Annotated in this window: 16 protein-coding genes; 8 read left to right on the top strand and 8 right to left on the bottom strand. The window is 31.8% G+C overall.

Annotated features, from left to right (window positions below; all coding sequences use genetic code 11):
• Window positions 1-65: 65 nt before the first annotated feature.
• Window positions 66-815, bottom strand: a complete 750-nt coding sequence (rsmI, locus tag ACHZDT_RS22665) for a 16S rRNA (cytidine(1402)-2'-O)-methyltransferase (RefSeq protein WP_394776968.1) — start codon at window positions 813-815, stop codon at window positions 66-68.
• A 122-nt stretch (window positions 816-937) separates the two neighbouring features.
• Entirely contained in the window at window positions 938-1,966 is a 1,029-nt protein-coding gene (locus ACHZDT_RS22660; RefSeq protein ID WP_394776967.1) for a hypothetical protein, read from the bottom strand.
• A gap of 235 nt (window positions 1,967-2,201) precedes the next feature.
• Between ACHZDT_RS22660 and ACHZDT_RS22655 the strand changes: the two genes are divergently transcribed.
• The 4 genes from ACHZDT_RS22655 (at window position 2,202) to ACHZDT_RS22640 (ending at window position 4,024) form a co-directional block, all read left to right on the top strand.
• On the top strand, window positions 2,202-2,792 hold the full coding sequence (locus ACHZDT_RS22655) for a thymidine kinase (RefSeq protein ID WP_394776966.1): 591 nt from the start codon (window positions 2,202-2,204) through the stop codon (window positions 2,790-2,792).
• A 36-nt stretch (window positions 2,793-2,828) separates the two neighbouring features.
• Window positions 2,829-3,257: a hypothetical protein gene (locus ACHZDT_RS22650; RefSeq protein ID WP_394776965.1), complete on the top strand. Its 429-nt coding sequence runs from the start codon at window positions 2,829-2,831 to the stop codon at window positions 3,255-3,257.
• Between the two features lie 103 nt (window positions 3,258-3,360).
• A complete protein-coding gene (locus ACHZDT_RS22645) occupies window positions 3,361-3,615 on the top strand; it encodes a DUF6364 family protein (RefSeq protein WP_394776964.1) in 255 nt (84 codons plus the stop codon).
• A gap of 1 nt (window position 3,616) precedes the next feature.
• Entirely contained in the window at window positions 3,617-4,024 is a 408-nt protein-coding gene (locus ACHZDT_RS22640; protein ID WP_394776963.1) for a type II toxin-antitoxin system VapC family toxin, read from the top strand.
• 295 nt (window positions 4,025-4,319) lie between these two features.
• Here ACHZDT_RS22640 and rpoN read toward each other — a convergent pair whose 3' ends face one another.
• From rpoN to ACHZDT_RS22610, 6 genes are all read right to left on the bottom strand, one after another.
• Complete coding sequence (gene rpoN / locus ACHZDT_RS22635; RefSeq protein WP_394776962.1) at window positions 4,320-5,780, bottom strand: RNA polymerase factor sigma-54; 1,461 nt, start codon at window positions 5,778-5,780, stop codon at window positions 4,320-4,322.
• 123 nt (window positions 5,781-5,903) lie between these two features.
• Complete coding sequence (locus ACHZDT_RS22630) at window positions 5,904-6,299, bottom strand: GxxExxY protein (RefSeq protein WP_394776961.1); 396 nt, start codon at window positions 6,297-6,299, stop codon at window positions 5,904-5,906.
• 194 nt (window positions 6,300-6,493) lie between these two features.
• A complete protein-coding gene (gene asnS / locus ACHZDT_RS22625; protein WP_394776960.1) occupies window positions 6,494-7,942 on the bottom strand; it encodes an asparagine--tRNA ligase in 1,449 nt (482 codons plus the stop codon).
• Between the two features lie 254 nt (window positions 7,943-8,196).
• A complete protein-coding gene (locus ACHZDT_RS22620) occupies window positions 8,197-9,003 on the bottom strand; it encodes a tetratricopeptide repeat protein (RefSeq protein ID WP_394776959.1) in 807 nt (268 codons plus the stop codon).
• 92 nt (window positions 9,004-9,095) lie between these two features.
• Window positions 9,096-10,079 carry a YhcG family protein gene (locus ACHZDT_RS22615; protein WP_394776958.1) on the bottom strand — a complete coding sequence of 328 codons (984 nt, stop codon included), beginning with the start codon at window positions 10,077-10,079 and terminating at the stop codon, window positions 9,096-9,098.
• A gap of 32 nt (window positions 10,080-10,111) precedes the next feature.
• Complete coding sequence (locus ACHZDT_RS22610) at window positions 10,112-12,478, bottom strand: RND family transporter (RefSeq protein WP_394776957.1); 2,367 nt, start codon at window positions 12,476-12,478, stop codon at window positions 10,112-10,114.
• A gap of 178 nt (window positions 12,479-12,656) precedes the next feature.
• On the opposite strand from ACHZDT_RS22610, the gene ACHZDT_RS22605 reads away from it, so the two are divergent.
• The 4 genes from ACHZDT_RS22605 to ACHZDT_RS22590 all read left to right on the top strand — a co-directional run bounded on the left by ACHZDT_RS22605 (window position 12,657) and on the right by ACHZDT_RS22590 (window position 16,458).
• Complete coding sequence (locus ACHZDT_RS22605) at window positions 12,657-12,986, top strand: DMT family transporter (protein ID WP_394776956.1); 330 nt, start codon at window positions 12,657-12,659, stop codon at window positions 12,984-12,986.
• A gap of 330 nt (window positions 12,987-13,316) precedes the next feature.
• Window positions 13,317-15,008: a reverse transcriptase domain-containing protein gene (locus ACHZDT_RS22600; RefSeq protein ID WP_394776955.1), complete on the top strand. Its 1,692-nt coding sequence runs from the start codon at window positions 13,317-13,319 to the stop codon at window positions 15,006-15,008.
• Between the two features lie 6 nt (window positions 15,009-15,014).
• Window positions 15,015-15,776 carry a sensor histidine kinase gene (locus ACHZDT_RS22595; protein ID WP_394776954.1) on the top strand — a complete coding sequence of 254 codons (762 nt, stop codon included), beginning with the start codon at window positions 15,015-15,017 and terminating at the stop codon, window positions 15,774-15,776.
• Window positions 15,739-16,458: a LytR/AlgR family response regulator transcription factor gene (locus ACHZDT_RS22590; protein ID WP_394776953.1), complete on the top strand. Its 720-nt coding sequence runs from the start codon at window positions 15,739-15,741 to the stop codon at window positions 16,456-16,458. Before ACHZDT_RS22595 ends, ACHZDT_RS22590 begins: the two co-directional genes overlap by 38 nt.
• Window positions 16,459-16,569 lie beyond the last annotated feature (111 nt).

Genomic DNA, 16,569 nt, shown 5'->3' with positions numbered 1-16,569 from the left:
CTTATTCGCGTTAATTTGTGGAATTCGTGGCAAACTTTTTTATTAATCTGGTAGCGTAAATAATTTTAATTTTCTTCTTCTTCTTCTTCTTCTTCTTCTTCTTCTTGGTCCTTCGAAAACTTACTTTTCTTTGGTTCTTTCATTATTGTTTTTCCAGCAACGACAACGACAATTTCGCCGCGTGGAGCTGTTTTTTCAAAATGTGTTAACACTTCTCTTGCAGTTCCGCGAACATTTTCTTCGTGAAGTTTTGATAATTCACGAGAAACACAAACTTGTCTGTCTTCTCCGAAATAGGTGATAAATTCAGCCAGTGTTTTAACGAGTTTATGCGGAGAAACGTATAAAATCATTGTTCTGGTTTCTTCGGCTAAAGCCAAAAACCGAGTCTGACGTCCTTTTTTATCAGGCAAAAAACCTTCAAAAACAAATTTGTCATTTGGTAATCCGCTATTTACTAAAGCCGGAACAAAAGCTGTTGCACCAGGCAGACATTCTACTTCGATTTTATTTTCGACACAAGCGCGAGTCAATAAAAAACCCGGATCTGAAATTGCCGGAGTTCCTGCATCTGAAATTAAAGCGATGGTTTCACCAGCTTTTAAACGTGCAATTAAATTCTCGGTTGTTTTATGCTCGTTGTGCATATGATGACTGTGCATGTGTGTGCCAATTTCAAAATGCTTCAACAATTTTCCACTGGTTCTGGTGTCTTCCGCCAAGATCAAATCGACTTCTTTTAGAATCCTGATCGCACGAAAAGTCATGTCTTCAAGATTGCCAATTGGCGTGGGAACGATATATAATTTAGACATATTTTTTTCTGAATTCTATTTAATTATAACACTAATTTCACTAATTGACACTAATTTTAAGTGTCTTTAAAATTTCACAAAAATTAATTGGTGTTAATTCGTGAAATCTGTGTTTGTTTTTTTTATGAAAATTTCTTTTCTACAATTGCAAGGAAACGTTCGGCGTAATCATCTTTTCCTTCCCAGTTATTATAATCAGGTTTTACCATGTTTTCTATAAAATCCTGCGCTTCGCTGTAATTATCAAAGGTCAGTAACTGATTTAAAACGCGGCTGTAATCCTCAGAATTATTTCCGAAAAGGTTTTTTGTAAAAGCAATTCTGTCATTCAAATCAACATGAAAACCTTTCGCCAGTTTTTCGTTTAAAGTAGCTGTTTTAGATTCTGTTGATTTTTCGATAACCTTAGTTTCAATGATTTCTTTTTTATTTTCGAATTCATTAATAACCGGAGTTGGAATAGGAGTTACATTTTCATAACTTTCTACTTTTACAAACTGAGCATCTGCATAATTCATTCCAAAATCTTCAAACGAAATTGTAACAGGACTTGGTTTTGAAGGAATTTCGTCTTTTGGTTCTTCTTTCTCAGGTTCTTTTTCTTCTGGTATATCTAATTCAAAAGCGGGTTTAAAGTCCGGAATTGGCTTTAAATCACTTATAGTTCTAAACGAAAGTTCTTCGGTTTCTTTTTTAGTTTCAAAAATTGGTTCTTCGATTTTTTCGAAAGCTGCTTCTTCAACAATTTCAGCAATAGGTTCAGGGATTGTTTCGATTACTGGTTCCGGAATCATTTCTTCAGGAATTTCAGCAACAATTTCTTCCTGCACTTCTTCGGGTTTGACTTCTGTAATTTCCGGTTCAGGAACTTCTTCAATCTGAGTTTCTTCAACTGCAACTGGAGTTTCTGTAGTAACTTCTGCCGGGATTATTTCTTCTTTATCAAATATAGATTCAATTTCAGCGGCTACTTCGCTATGACCAATTGTTGGTTTTGCAGAGTCGAAATGTTCATCGACAAATTTTAAAACGGCTAATTTCTCATATAATTTCTGAGTTTCGAGATACAATTGATTGATATCGGATTTATTTTTAAGCTTTAAAATTCGATGTGCAATGCTGATTAAATCGGCTTCCAATTTTTTTTTCATAACTGTTGAAATTATAGTGAATAGGGTATTTTAGTATATTTTGTATTTGAATATCTTCATTCTTAGAAGAAATCTGAAAGATATTTTTTTATTTCTGTTAATAAGTGTTCGCGAATCTTCGATTTGATAAAAATTTTCTACTTTTGAAAAGTGTAAAACAGCAATTTTTCACGTCGATTTATTACCAGTACAAAGTAATAAAAACTATTCATTTTTAAAGGTAGAAAAATACAAAATGTTTCTCGAAAATACAGTAAATCACAAAGAACAATTTGGTTGGATTGAAGTTATTTGTGGATCAATGTTTTCGGGTAAAACCGAGGAGTTAATCCGCAGATTAAAACGCGCTCAATTTGCCAAACAAAAAGTCGAAATTTTCAAACCCGCTATTGATACCCGCTATCATGACGAAATGGTAGTTTCCCATGATTCTAACGAAATTCGCTCAACTCCCGTTCCCGCTGCTGCTAATATTGCTATTCTGGCACAAGGATGCGATGTTGTTGGTATTGATGAAGCTCAGTTTTTTGATGATGAGATTGTTACAGTTTGTAATGATCTGGCTAATCAGGGAATTCGGGTGATAGTTGCAGGGCTTGATATGGATTTTAAAGGAAATCCCTTTGGTCCAATGCCTGCACTTATGGCAACAGCAGAATATGTGACGAAAGTTCATGCTGTTTGTACCAGAACAGGAAATCTTGCGAATTACAGCTTTCGTAAAACCGACAATGATAAATTAGTTATGCTTGGTGAAACCGAAGAATATGAACCGCTAAGTCGTGCGGCTTATTATAATGCAATGAAAAAAAATCAGGAAAAATAAAAGACTTTTTTCTTTAAAACAAAACAAACTACAAAAATGGAGCAACCCACAAAGAAAAAGAATTTAACTGTTTTAGTAATTAGTGCCGTTGTAGCATTATCGTTGACTTTAATTTTGTATTACTCTTTTAAAGAACCTGTTGCAGACAAAGAAATGATTGAATTAGTGGAGAAATACAATGCAAATTGTCCATTAACAATTCAGCCGGGAATTCGTTTAGATAATGTGACTTTGCCTAAAGATAAAGTTGTTCAGTACAATTTGACTTTATTAAATGTTGAAAAACAAACTGCTGACATTGATACAATAAAATTAAATATTCAGGAGAGTTTAATAAGTACGGTTAAAGCAAATTCCGGGCTTAAAATATTTCGGGACAATAATTTTACCTTGATTTATAATTATGATGATAAAAAGGCGGACTATTTATTTGAGATTACAATAACGCCGGATCAATATAAATAGTTAATCTTTAATATAAAAGGAACCCGACAGATTTTTATGAATTTGTCGGGTTTGTTGTTTGTACGTGTTAAATCGTTATATTTGTACGTATTAAACGAGAGCTATGGATGCGAAATTAACATTGAAATTAGATAAAACGGTAATTGAAAAAGCTAAAATTTATGCTGCGGAGCATCAACATAGTTTATCTCTTTTGGTAGAAAATTATTTGAAAGCAATTACAGAAAAAGAAATATCTACACAAGATTATGAAATAAGTTCTTTTGTAAAAAGCTTTACGATAGGAAAAGGAGAGGTTTCTAATGATTTTGATTATAAAAAGTCTCGCCAAGAATATTTATCCGAAAAATATAAGTAATATGAATTTATTTTTGGATACAAATGTCTTGATTGATTTAATCGATAAAAGAGAACCATTTTATAATGATATTGCCATAATTGCTTCTTTGGCAGAAAACAAAAAGCTCAAATTAGCGTCGTCATCTTTATCTTTTGTAAACACAGTCTATGTAGTTTCAAGAAATATTGAAGAAAAAAAAGTTTTAGATGCTCTGCAAAAGTTTAGAATTATCTGCGAAGTTTCTACGATTGACGAAATTGTTATTGATAAAAGTTTAATTTCAAAGTTTAACGATTTTGAAGATGCTGTACAATACTTTAGTGCTTTGCATCACAAATGTAATTTCATTATAACTCGAAATAAAAAGGATTTTAAAAACTCTGAAATAACTGTGATGACACCTTCAGAATTTCTGGTGTCGCTGTAAAAATAAACCCGACAGGTTTTTAAACCTGTCGGGTTTGCCATACGTTATAAACTTAATTTTTTTAAATCTCTTATTTTTGATTTAAACTGGACTGAAGTCCAGCTCTACAATATGATGTGTTCCTGCGGAACTACAGAAGAGCCTTTGGCTTGGGCTATATTGTAGGGTCGGATTTTAATCCGGTTTAATATGTATATATGTAAATGATAAAACCCGACAGATTTTAAAATCTGTCGGGTTTGCTTTTGATATACAATCTAATTTTTCTTAATCTGTTAATGGTAAAAAAGAAAATCTAAATCTTCTTTCTCATTCTTGCTACCGGAATATCAAGTTGTTCGCGGTATTTTGCAATTGTTCTACGGGCAATTGGATATCCTTTTTCTTTTAAGATATCTGCTAATTGATCGTCTGGTAAAGGTTTCTTTTTGTCTTCTTCTTCAATTGTATTTTTAAGAATCTTTTTAATTTCTAAAGTCGAAACATCTTCACCCTGATCATTTTTCATCGCTTCAGAGAAAAATTCTTTGATCAGTTTCGTTCCGTATGGCGTTTCTACATATTTACTGTTGGCTACACGCGAAATCGTCGAAATATCCAAACCAACCATATCTGCAATATCTTTTAGGATCATTGGTTTAAGTTTGGTTTCGTCGCCGTCTAAAAAGAATTCTTCCTGATAATGCATAATCGCATTCATCGTTACAAAAAGGGTTTCCTGACGTTGTCTGATCGCGTCGATAAACCATTTAGCCGAATCTAATTTTTGCTTGATAAATTGAACCGCATCTTTTTGTGCAGACGATTTATCACGCGAATCTTTATACGTCTGCATCATTTCCTGATAATCTTTAGAAACGTGCAATGACGGAGCATTTCTTCCGTTTAGGGTTAATTCCAGGTCGCCGTCAACAATTCTGATCGCGAAATCAGGAACCACATTTTCGGTCACTTTATTATTTCCAGTATATGATCCTCCCGGTTTTGGGTTTAATCTTTCGATTTCATGAATCGCTTTTTTAAGCTGTTCATTTGAAACACTATATTTTTGAAGCAGTTTATCGTAGTGTTTTTTAGTAAAAGCATCAAATTGATTTTCGATAATATCAATCGCCAGATCAACATATTCCGTTGGCGTTTTATGCTTTAATTGCAACAATAAACATTCCTGCAAATCACGCGCTCCAACTCCGGATGGTTCTAATTCATGAATTACCTGAAGCATTTTTCCAACCATTTTCTCATCCGTATAAATACCCTGAGTAAAAGCCATGTCATCTACAATATCTGCAACGCTTCTGCGGATATACCCCATATCATCAATACTTCCAACAAGGAATTCAGCGATTTCGCGTTCTTCATCGTTCAAAATAAAAGTATTCAGCTGATTGATTAAATCCTGATGAAAACTTATCGGCGAAGCAAACGGTGTTTCGCGTTCTTCATCTTCACTATAATTATTCACCTGAGTTTTATAATCCGGCGTATCGTCATCGCTTAAATACTCGTCAATGTTAATATCGTCCGCTTCGATTCTGTCAGATTCTGCATCATCATAATCATCGTATTCTTCATTAGCGAATTCATCTGCTTCGTATTCGTCTTCTTTTCCAGCTTCAAGAGCCGGATTTTCGTTCATTTCTTCTAATAAACGTTGCTCAAAAGCTTGCGTAGGCAATTGAATTAACTTCATCAACTGAATTTGCTGTGGAGATAATTTTTGGGATAATTTTAAATTTAAAAATTGCTTTAGCATAATAAGGCACTAATTTTTTTAGCCACTAAGACGCGAGGGCGCAAAGTTTTTTTTATTTTTAGCCACGAAGTCACAAAGACGCAATGGTTTTTATTTTGCCATGAAGGCACTAACTTGAAATGTTTAATACTTTCTTTTTGTGTTTATAAATCTTCTAATACCACTTTTAATTAGTGGGACATTAAAATTAATTAAAAAGCCCAAATCTTTATTTAGCAATTTTAATTGACTTATAATTTGTGCTTCCCAAACTGGATTCATTTGTTCAACAGCTTTTATTTCTATGATTATAGAATCTTCAATTAATAAATCTAATCTTAATCCTTCACTAAATTCAATTCCGTCATAAACAATCGGAATATTAACTTGGCGCTTTACATCAAGACCGGTTTTACTAATTTCATGAGCTAAACAAACTTCGTAAACTCTTTCTAATAATCCGGGTCCAAGTTGTTTATGAACTTTAAATGCTGAGTTTACAATTATTCTTCCAATTTCTTCCGTTCTTTCTGAGAGCATTTTTTTGTTGTTTTGCCGCGAAGGCACAAAGACGCAAAGTTAATTTTATTTTGAAAGGCTCTAATTCCTTTTATTAAAAAATGTAAATAATACGTTAGAAATTTGTGTCTTCGTGGTATTATTTAATTTTTCTAGTTTTAGCGCAATTATAAAAAATCTTAGTGTCTTTGTGTCTTCGTGGCAAACTTTATTTTCTAAAACTCTGCATTTCCAGGAGTTCTCGGGAAAGGAATTACGTCTCTAATATTTGTCATTCCGGTTACAAATAATACCAAACGCTCAAATCCAAGTCCGAAACCTGCATGAGTTGCAGAACCGAATCTTCTTGTGTCTAAATACCAAGATAATTCTTCTTCGTCGATTTCTAAGGCTTTCATTTTTTCGATCAAAACGTCGTAACGCTCTTCTCTTTCAGAACCACCAACGATTTCTCCAATTCCCGGGAAAAGGATATCCATTGCACGAACCGTTTCTCTTCCTGGCTCAGTATTGTCGTTCAAACGCATGTAAAACGCTTTGATATTTGCCGGATAATCAAACAAAATTACCGGACATTTAAAGTGTTTCTCCACCAAATAACGTTCGTGTTCTGATTGTAAGTCAGCGCCCCATTCATTGATGATATATTGAAATTTTTTCTTTTTATTCGGCGTTGAATCTCTTAAAATATCAATTGCTTCGGTATAAGAAACTCGTTTAAAGTTGTTCTCTAAAACAAAATTCAATTTTTCTAGTAAAGCCATTTCGCTTCTGTCCGCCTGAGGTTTTGATTTTTCTTCTTCTAAAAGTCTTCCTTCTAAAAATTTCAAATCATCCTGACAATTGTCTAACGCATATTTGATTACATACTGAATAAAATCTTCAGCTAAATCCATGTTGTCATCAAGATCGTTGAAAGCAACTTCCGGCTCAATCATCCAAAACTCTGCAAGGTGACGAGAAGTATTTGAATTTTCTGCTCTAAAAGTTGGTCCAAAAGTATAAATCTGACCCAAAGCCATTGCATAAGTCTCTCCTTCTAATTGTCCCGAAACTGTTAAGTTTGTTTCTTTTTCGAAGAAATCTTCTTTATAATTTACTTTTCCGTCTTCAGTTCTTGGTGTATTGTCGAATGGCAAAGCAGTAACTTTAAACATTTCCCCAGCACCTTCAGCATCAGAACCTGTAATGATTGGCGTATTTACATACACAAAACCTTTTTGTTGAAAATAGTTGTGAACTGCAAATGACAATACCGAACGCACACGCATAATGGCACCAAACATATTCGTACGAACACGTAAATGTGCATTTTCACGCAAGAAATCCAAACTAGGTTTGTTTTTTGGTTGTATTGGGAATTTCTCAGCATCAGAATCTCCTAAGATTTCAAGTTTGTTCACCTGAATTTCATATTTCTGACCCGCACCTTTACTTTCAATCAAAGTTCCAGTTACCGATATTGCAGCTCCGGTAGTAACTCTTTTTAAAATTTCGTCCGGTGTATTTTCAAAATCAACAACACATTGTATATTATTAATGGTAGAACCGTCATTAAGCGCGATGAACTGATTATTTCTAAAAGTTCTCACCCATCCTTTTGCATTAACCTCCTGAAGCGTCGTCGTACTGTTTAATAAGTCTTTAACTTTTGTGTGTTTCATTTTATATGTAATATTGAAATTAAATTATTTGTTGTGTAATAACTGCAAATATAAACGATAATTATTAAAATTAGAAGCTGTTTCCCGCTCTCCGCTGTATCTTTATGTTTTTAAAGAAAAAACATAAAGGATGCCGCTGCGATTGGGGCTAGGGAGAAGAGGAGTATAAGTGAAAAACGTTTTTAGTTTTATAGCATGTCCTTAAATAAAGAAATTAATATAAGAATTTTAAATAAGTTTTGAATTTTTTGCTGTTAGAATATAAGTTGATCTTTTATTTCTTGCGAAATCTGATCTTTTTCTTCTATTTTTTCATAAATTTTTAAAGCTTTCTGTTTCATTTTTTCATCCTTTTTTACTTCAGAAACTTTAAGTAAACACAATGAATAGTGAACTTTAAAATTAAAATCTTTTTTATAGGTTGAATGAACTTTATCTAAGTATTCAAGTCCTTCTTCGTATTTTTCATTGTCTGAAAGTAAAATTCCTTTTAAAAATACAACATCATCATTTATTTTTGAATTTGTGACTTTATATTTTTCTATTGCAATATTTATGTTTTCGAGTCCTTTTTCGGTGTCTCCTAAAATAGAAGAAGTAACGGCAAATCCATAATATCCTTCTGGACTGTCAGGAAACAGCTTAATTATTTCATTGTATTTTTTTCGTGCAATTTTAATAGAGTTTTCTGTTCCATATCTCAAACCTTCCGCCGCGAGATTAGTTTTAAATTCAATTGACTTATTATACAAGCTGTCCGCTAACATGTAGAAAGCTAAAGCTTTTTTGTCATTTAATAATCTTAAAGTGTAACCTGTAAAAAATAATGCATCACAAAAGGTTGTGTCTTGTTCATAAGCTTTAAAAAAAACATTTGAAGTCATTTGAAGGTACTTTTTATTTAGAGATTTATTCAAATAAAGAGTTTCTATCCCAAGGTCAAATAATTTAATTGATTCTGGATTCCCAGATTTACAATATAAATTTTTACCCTCAAAATAGTTTTGAGAAAAAATAAGACTTGTATTTAGGATAAGAAGAATCAGTATTATTTTTTTCATATGATTTTTTTAAATTGTTTGTGTTTATCGCTTAGAATAAAAAACGTACTCCTCCAAGTTCTCTTTCTTAAAATCAAAATAATAACATTGAGCTATTCATTTTCAATCCTCTTTTCAAATATTTCGTGTAATTTTTTCTGTAATAGTTTCTTATCCGGAAGCTGTGTTTTATATTCCGAAACCAAAGTTGGTGATAAGCTTCTGCTTAAAGCATATTCTACAACTTCGTTGTCTTTATCTTTACAAAGTAAAACACCAATACTTGGGTTTTCATTTTGTTTTTTTACATCTCGGTCGAGTGCTTCTAAGTAAAAATTTAATTGTCCCAGATGTTCAGGTTTAAACTTGTCTGTCTTTAATTCAAATGCAACTAAACATTGCAGACCGCGGTGGTAAAATAATAAATCTATATAAAAATCACTGTTTCCTACTTGTAGCTTATATTCTTGATCTATAAATAAAAAATCTTTTCCCAATTCAAGAATGAAATTTTTCATTTGTTTAACGAGACCTCTCTGTAGATCACTTTCATTATGAGATTCAGGAAGATTTAAAAACTCAAAAACATAGTTGTCTTTAAATGAATTAGTTAAATCGGAATCAATTTCTCTCAACACTGTTGAGATTTTTGAATTTCCAATCATTGTTCTTTCAAAAAGACTTGCTGAGATTTGGCGGTCAAGCTCTCTTTTACTGTATGATTCCTGTTTACAAATTTTTAGATAAAATTCTTTTTCTTCTTCAGTTTTAGTCCGCGTAAATATTAATAAATTATTTGTCCAGCTAATTTCTCTCACCAGTGGTGAGAGTTTTGGAAAATCTTTGTAAGCCTCATAAAATTGCTTCATTCTCCAAAGATTTTTATCTGAAAATCCTCTTAAATAGGGTTCAGTATTTTGAATATGTTCAGCTAATTCTTTTACAATAGATTGTCCCCAATTTGATTGCTCTATTTTTAAGTAGATATGTTGACCAATATTCCAATATAGATTTATCAACTCAGAATTAACAATTTTCAATGTGTTAATTCGAGTTTGCTTAATAAGACTTGTAATTTCTGAAAAGCCGTTATCCATATTCTTGTATCCTTTATTGGAAATTAAAAACTCTACCCCTCCAAATTCTCCAAATCCTCTTTCTTAGCTTTCTTTTTCTCAAAAGTCAAAACCAAAGCCGGTAAAACCAATAAATTCGCAAACATAGCAAACGCCAAAGTACAGGAGATTAATCCACCAAGCGCGATTGTTCCGCTAAAGCTGGAAAGCGTGAATGTAGCAAAACCTAAAATCAAAACTACCGAAGTATAAAAAGTACTGATTCCAGTTTCTCTCAAAGCGCTGAAAACAGATTTTTTGACTTTTCCGTTACTTTGAATTAAATCATGTTTGTACTTCGCCATAAACTGAATTGCATTATCAACCGAAATTCCAAATGCAATACTAAACACTAAAATAGTTGAAGGTTTTAAAGGAATCCCGAAATAACCCATTAATCCGGACGTAATACAAAGCGGTAAAACATTTGTAATGACAGACGCCATCACCATTTTAAACGATCTGAATAAGTACAGCATTAATCCGGCAATTACTAAAATGGCAAAAATCAACGATTCGATTAAGTTGTCTACCAAATATGAAGTTCCTTTCTGGAAAACCAATGCTTTTCCTGTCAAAGTTACCTCGTAGCGATCTTTCGGGAAAATTTCAGCAATTTTTGAGCGTAGTTTTTTCTCCACTCTTGCCATTTCCTGAGTTCCAATATCTTTCATGAAAGTCGTGATTCGGGCATATTGTCCGGTCGAATCTACGTAAGCTTTCATTAAATTGTCTTTGCTGTTTTTAGTCGCATTCTTAGCATACGATAAAATAAAAGTCTGTTCCTGCGAAGTTGGCAATTGGTAGTATTCAGGATTTCCGTTATAGAAAGCCTGTTTCGAGTATTTAACCAAATTCACGATAGAAACCGGTTTTGACAATTCAGGAAGTTCAGCAATTGTATTTTGGAGTTCATCCATTTTACGCATTGTAGATATTTTCATAACACCTTTTTTATGTTTGGTGTTAATCATGATTTCCAGCGGCATTACACCGTTGAACTCTTTTTCATAAAACAAAATGTCTTTATAAAACGAAGCACTTTTTGGCATTTCGCCAATCAAACTTCCGGAAACTTTCATTTGTGTAAGCCCAATCACACTAAAAACCAAAAGCAAACCGTAAATGATATAAATTGTTTTGCGTTTGTTTTTTACCACGTTTTCGACAAAGTCCAATAAGGTTGAAATGTAGGTTTTATTCAAATGGTACAAATGTTTTTCTCCCGGAATAGACATGAAACTGTAAATAATTGGTACAATTAAAAGCGTCAGTAAATAAACCGAAATTACATTTATAGAAGTCACCAAACCAAATTCAAAAAGTAAATCATTGCCAGTAATCATAAACGTAGCAAAACCAATAGCCGTAGTTAAATTCGTCATTAAAGTCGAAACCCCAATTTTAGAAATAATACGCTGTAAAGCTTTTGCCTGATTATTGTGCAGTTTAATTTCCTGCTGGTATTTATTAATCAGGAAAATACAATTCGTAATCCCAATTACTATAATCAATGGCGGAATAATAGCCGTTAAAATCGTGATTTTATAATGAAATAATCCAAGTGTCCCAAAAGACCAGATTACACCAATAACAAGAATACAAATCGAGATAAAAGTGGCTCTGAACGAACGGAAAAAGAAAAAGAAAATCAATGAAACCGTAAATAAAGCTGCGCCAATAAAAAGTCCGATTTCGCCTTTCATATTGTCAGCATTAATCGTTCGGATATATGGCATTCCTGAAACTTTTAGATCGATTCCGGTTGTTTTTTCGAATTTATCGATTTTCGGAACCAGATTTTCAAGGATAAAAGTTTTTCTTTCGGCAGTATTTACAAGCGCTTTATTGATGTAAACCGCTGAACGAATACTTCCGCTTTGTTTATTAAACAACAATCCTTCATAAAAAGGCAAATTGTGAAATAAATCGTATTGTATCTTTTTTAGATATTCCGGATCAAGCGCTTTTTTTTGATCAATAAACGGATTCAGAACAAATTTTTCGTTAACCGTATCTTTCTCCAGTTTCTTTAAATCGTTTAGTGAAACGACTAAATCTACCTCTTTAGAATTTTTTAAACCTGTCATTAATTCATTCCACGCGGCATAATTTTTTGGAGTAAAAAATTTTGAGTCCTGAAAACCTATTACTACTAAATTTCCTTCTTCACCAAATTTATCTAAAAACTGTTGGTATTGTCTATTTACGATATGATTTTTCGGAAGCAAGTTTGCTTCAGTATAAGTCATAGCAAGGTTTTTCCATTGATAACCAAGGAAAATCGTTAAAGCAGATAGGATTACTAGTATTACTATTCTGTTTTTAAGTATGATTCGGGCTAGTTTTTCCCAAAATCCAACTTGAACTGCGTTTTTCATAAATTCTTTAAAATGGATGCAAATGTAGTGAAAAGTGCTCTAAATCATAATTTATCGCCTCGGTTTTTACTGTTTATTAACATAGTTGGTATTGTGATTTTTAGGAAAATTTAGATGTTTTGTCCAATTCTACCTTAGCTTTTCTCATATTTGTACTTAATTTAAAAATGAAAAGAAAATGAACTGGATTTTATTAATAATAGCCGGACTTTTTGAAGTTGGATTTGCGTCTTGTTTAGGCAAAGCCAAAGAAAGCACAGGAATAATCTCAACATATTGGATGGTTGGATTTTTTGTTTGTCTTTCTATAAGTATGTTATTGTTGTATAAAGCGACGCAAGTTTTACCAATAGGAACCGCTTATGCCGTGTGGACAGGAATTGGCGCCGTTGGAACTGTTTTAGTCGGGATTTTGGTTTTTAAGGAACCGGCAACTTTCTGGAGAATATTTTTTCTTGCGAGTTTGATCGCTTCAATCATTGGGTTGAAGTTTGTTTCCAGTCATTAGATGGATATAATAAGATCAATAATCTTTCTTATTTTAACATAAAAAATAGTACATTCGCTTTTTAGAAGTATAAAAAAAATTAAGACGCCAGCAAATTGATCATGCATTTCGATATCGAGATGTCAATACTAATGTTAGGAAATAGATGAAGGGTTGTTTATATAATTTACCTTCAAATTTATATTTTATATTCAAGTTATTGTTATTACTTAGTAAGCTTAATACTTGTTTATTTCCTTATTGCTATTTTGCTCTATTGCTATTATTAAATTAATGCTATTTTGCTTTTACTTATGATGGTTTAAAACCTTATACCCTACACAAGAGAATATGGCTGGTGTCTTTTTAAATGATTTATTTAAATCAGAAATTAAAGCGAGATTTGAAAAAATTCGAAACGTTCGAGAGTTTGTATCGCTTTTAAATTATATCGAAAATCAGATTTCAACTTCGACAGAGGAGATTTTTGAACTAACTTTTTCGCACCTCTATTATTTATCGAAATCGAAAGACAATAGATACAGCGAGTTTGTTATTTTAAAGAAAAATGGTAAACTTAGGCAAATAAACTCACCCGATAAATTATTAAAAAGAGTTCAGAGCCTGATCAATCTTTTACTTCAGATTATTTTTGAATCTCACTCACATTATTGTTCAAATGGCTTTTTACTAGGAAAAGATATTAAGAGAAATGCAATTCCACATACAAATAAAAAATTTGTTTTAAATGTAGATATTGAAGATTTTTTTCCATCAATAAACTTTAGACGAGTAAAAGTTGTTTTAGGATTATCACCATTTAATTTGACTAATGAAAGAGAGAAAATAGCCTTTTTAATAGCTAATCTTGGTACTTACAAAAATTATTTACCGCAAGGTTCTCCAATGAGTCCGTTATTATCAAATATTGTTACTCAAAAATTAGATAGAAAAGTTTCAAAATTTTGTATACCAAACAAAATTAAATATTCAAGATATGCAGACGATTTGAGCTTCTCTACAAATAAAAATGTTTTAGATAATCATTTTATTAGTTCAATTAAAAGCATTGTAGAAGATGAGAATTTTAAAGTAAATGAGGGAAAAACTAGATTGCGAACTTCTAGGGAAAGTCAGGAGGTTACAGGATTGATTGTTAATGAAAAAGTAAATGTCAAAAGAGAGTATTTGCAAAAGGTACGCGCAATGCTTAATAATTGGGAAAAAGGAGGACTAAGATTTGCTGAAGAAATATTTAAAAATCATCAATCGAATGATAAATTAAATTATGATTTTAGATCTGTTCTGCTTGGTCATTTGTCTTTTCTTAAGTTGGTTAAAGGTGATGATGATCAAACTGTAAAAAGATTAAGATTGAAATTTTCTTTTTTAAATAATTTAATTGATTATAGTTTTATAGATCACGATGGTGTTAAAAATAGACTAGAAAAAGACAATTTGAAAATGGAAAAAATATTTTTTGAGGAAGGAATTCCAAATGACAAATTTATTTCATTCTGCACTTCTGTTTTTCACCAAATTGAAAATTTGATGAATTATTTTTATTGGAAGAAATTTCCAGATTATGATGATTTGTTAAACGAGTTATTAATCAACAATGAAAGATTTAAAAAAAGATATAAGACACTGGAATACGCTCGAAACAACTGTAAATCTATAAGAAATCTAGATATTAATGTTTTAGTATATCTTTATGAAAAAGAATTTTTTTTTGACAAAAAGAAATATTATAATAAGCATATGACGATGCTTCGTGAAATTAGAAATGATGAATCTCATAGGTGTAGTATATTTGGTGCTGATGTTGATAAATTAATTCATGATTATTCATTAATTGAAATAGAACGCACTCAAAAAAAGAAAAGAAATAAAAACTTTATTCCAAGTGACCTTCAAGCAAAAGTTGAATTAAATTATCATACTTATATATTTTTAGAGGAAAAAAATTATAAAGAAATTAGAAAAAATTTACTTGCTATATGTAATGAAATGAAAAAATCTTTGAGTTCTCAATCAAATTAATTATCAATGCAAGAAAACAACACAATCACTTTTATATTTCTGGCAATACTTTTATTGCTAATCGTTATTATTTGTTTTTTGATGTATCAATTGATGCAATTCAAAAAAGCAAAAGACGATGCCGAAAAGAGTTTTTATGCACTCGAATTGAAAGTGAACGATTTGCAGTTAGAAACTTTAGAATCAAAACTGAATCCGCATTTGTTTAAGAACATTTTAAATTCGATTCAGTCGCATGCTTATCAAACCTATTTTGCATTAGATAAACTAGCCAATGTTTTGGATTATATTTTATACGAAAGCAAAAAGAAATTTGTCACCGCAAAAGAAGAAATCGATTTTGCATTGAATTTAATCGAAATCAATAAAATCAAGATAAGTCCACTTTTTGAATTAAAGATCAAAACCAATATCAATAAAGAAGATAAATTATACGATCAGCCTTTATTAGCGCCTTTAATTTCGATTGATTTAATCGAAAATGCTTTTAAACATGCTGATTTGCAAAGCGCCGATGCTTTTATTTCGGTTGTTTTTGAGTTTAGGGACAATGCTTTTTTTATGACAGTTTCGAATAAAATCTCAGACAAAAAAGTGTTGAAAAAAGAACGAAGCGGTTTTGGTCATGCAACTTTAGAACACCGTTTGCGTATTATTTATAAGAATAACTTCAAACTCGATAAGTTTGTAGAAAATGACGTTTATATTGCTCATCTTAAAATAGATTTACTTGAATACAAAACTGAAATGCTTGCTTCTGGACGATGAGTTACCGGGATTAACGTACCTGAAAATGCTTTGCGAACAAGTTCCCGAAGTTGAAATCGTAAAAACGTACAACAATCCGGAGAAACTTCTGGCTGATATCCCCAATCTCGATTTTGATTTGCTGATATCAGATATCGAAATGCCCGGAATTGATGGTTTGCATCTTGCCGAAATGCTGAATAATAAATTAGTAATTTTCTGCACAGCTTATAAAGAATATGCCGCCGATGCGTTTAATATTGATGCGGTAGATTATATTACAAAACCGGTAAAACTGGAACGTTTGCAAAAAGCGATCTCAAAAGCTTATGAACGTTTTCATAAACCGAATCCGGCAAAAAAGTTTATTCAGCTAAATACAGATAAAGGAAAAACATTGCTTTATTTCAATCAGATTCAACACATAAAAACCGCGGTTAGTGATAGTCGTGATAAAACGGTTTTACTTACGGATGGAAGTTTCCTGAATTTGAAAAACGTAAAATTTGATACGCTTTTAAGCGAATTGCCCGATGCTGATTTTTGTCGGGTAAACAAAAAAGAAATTGTTGCGGTAAAAGCCATTAAATTTTTTAATCATAACGAAATTGTCCTGCATCATTTAGAGAAAAAGGATAAAAACAGCACCTTAATTTTAAGTGAAACCTATCGTTCTGACTTTTTGAAAAAGGTAAAAATCTAGAATTTATTATAAGGTAATGTATGTCAGGTTGAGCTGAATTGCCTCTAGCTTTAGCTGGAGTTTATATGGAATCACTATGAATGGCTTTAGCCAAAAAATGCGAAAATTAGG

This window comes from Flavobacterium sp., from assembly GCF_043722275.1.
Taxonomy (GTDB): Bacteria; Bacteroidota; Bacteroidia; order Flavobacteriales; family Flavobacteriaceae; genus Flavobacterium.
The sequence above is the reverse complement of the archived record's forward strand: the minus strand, read 5'-3'. Positions and strand labels throughout refer to the sequence as shown.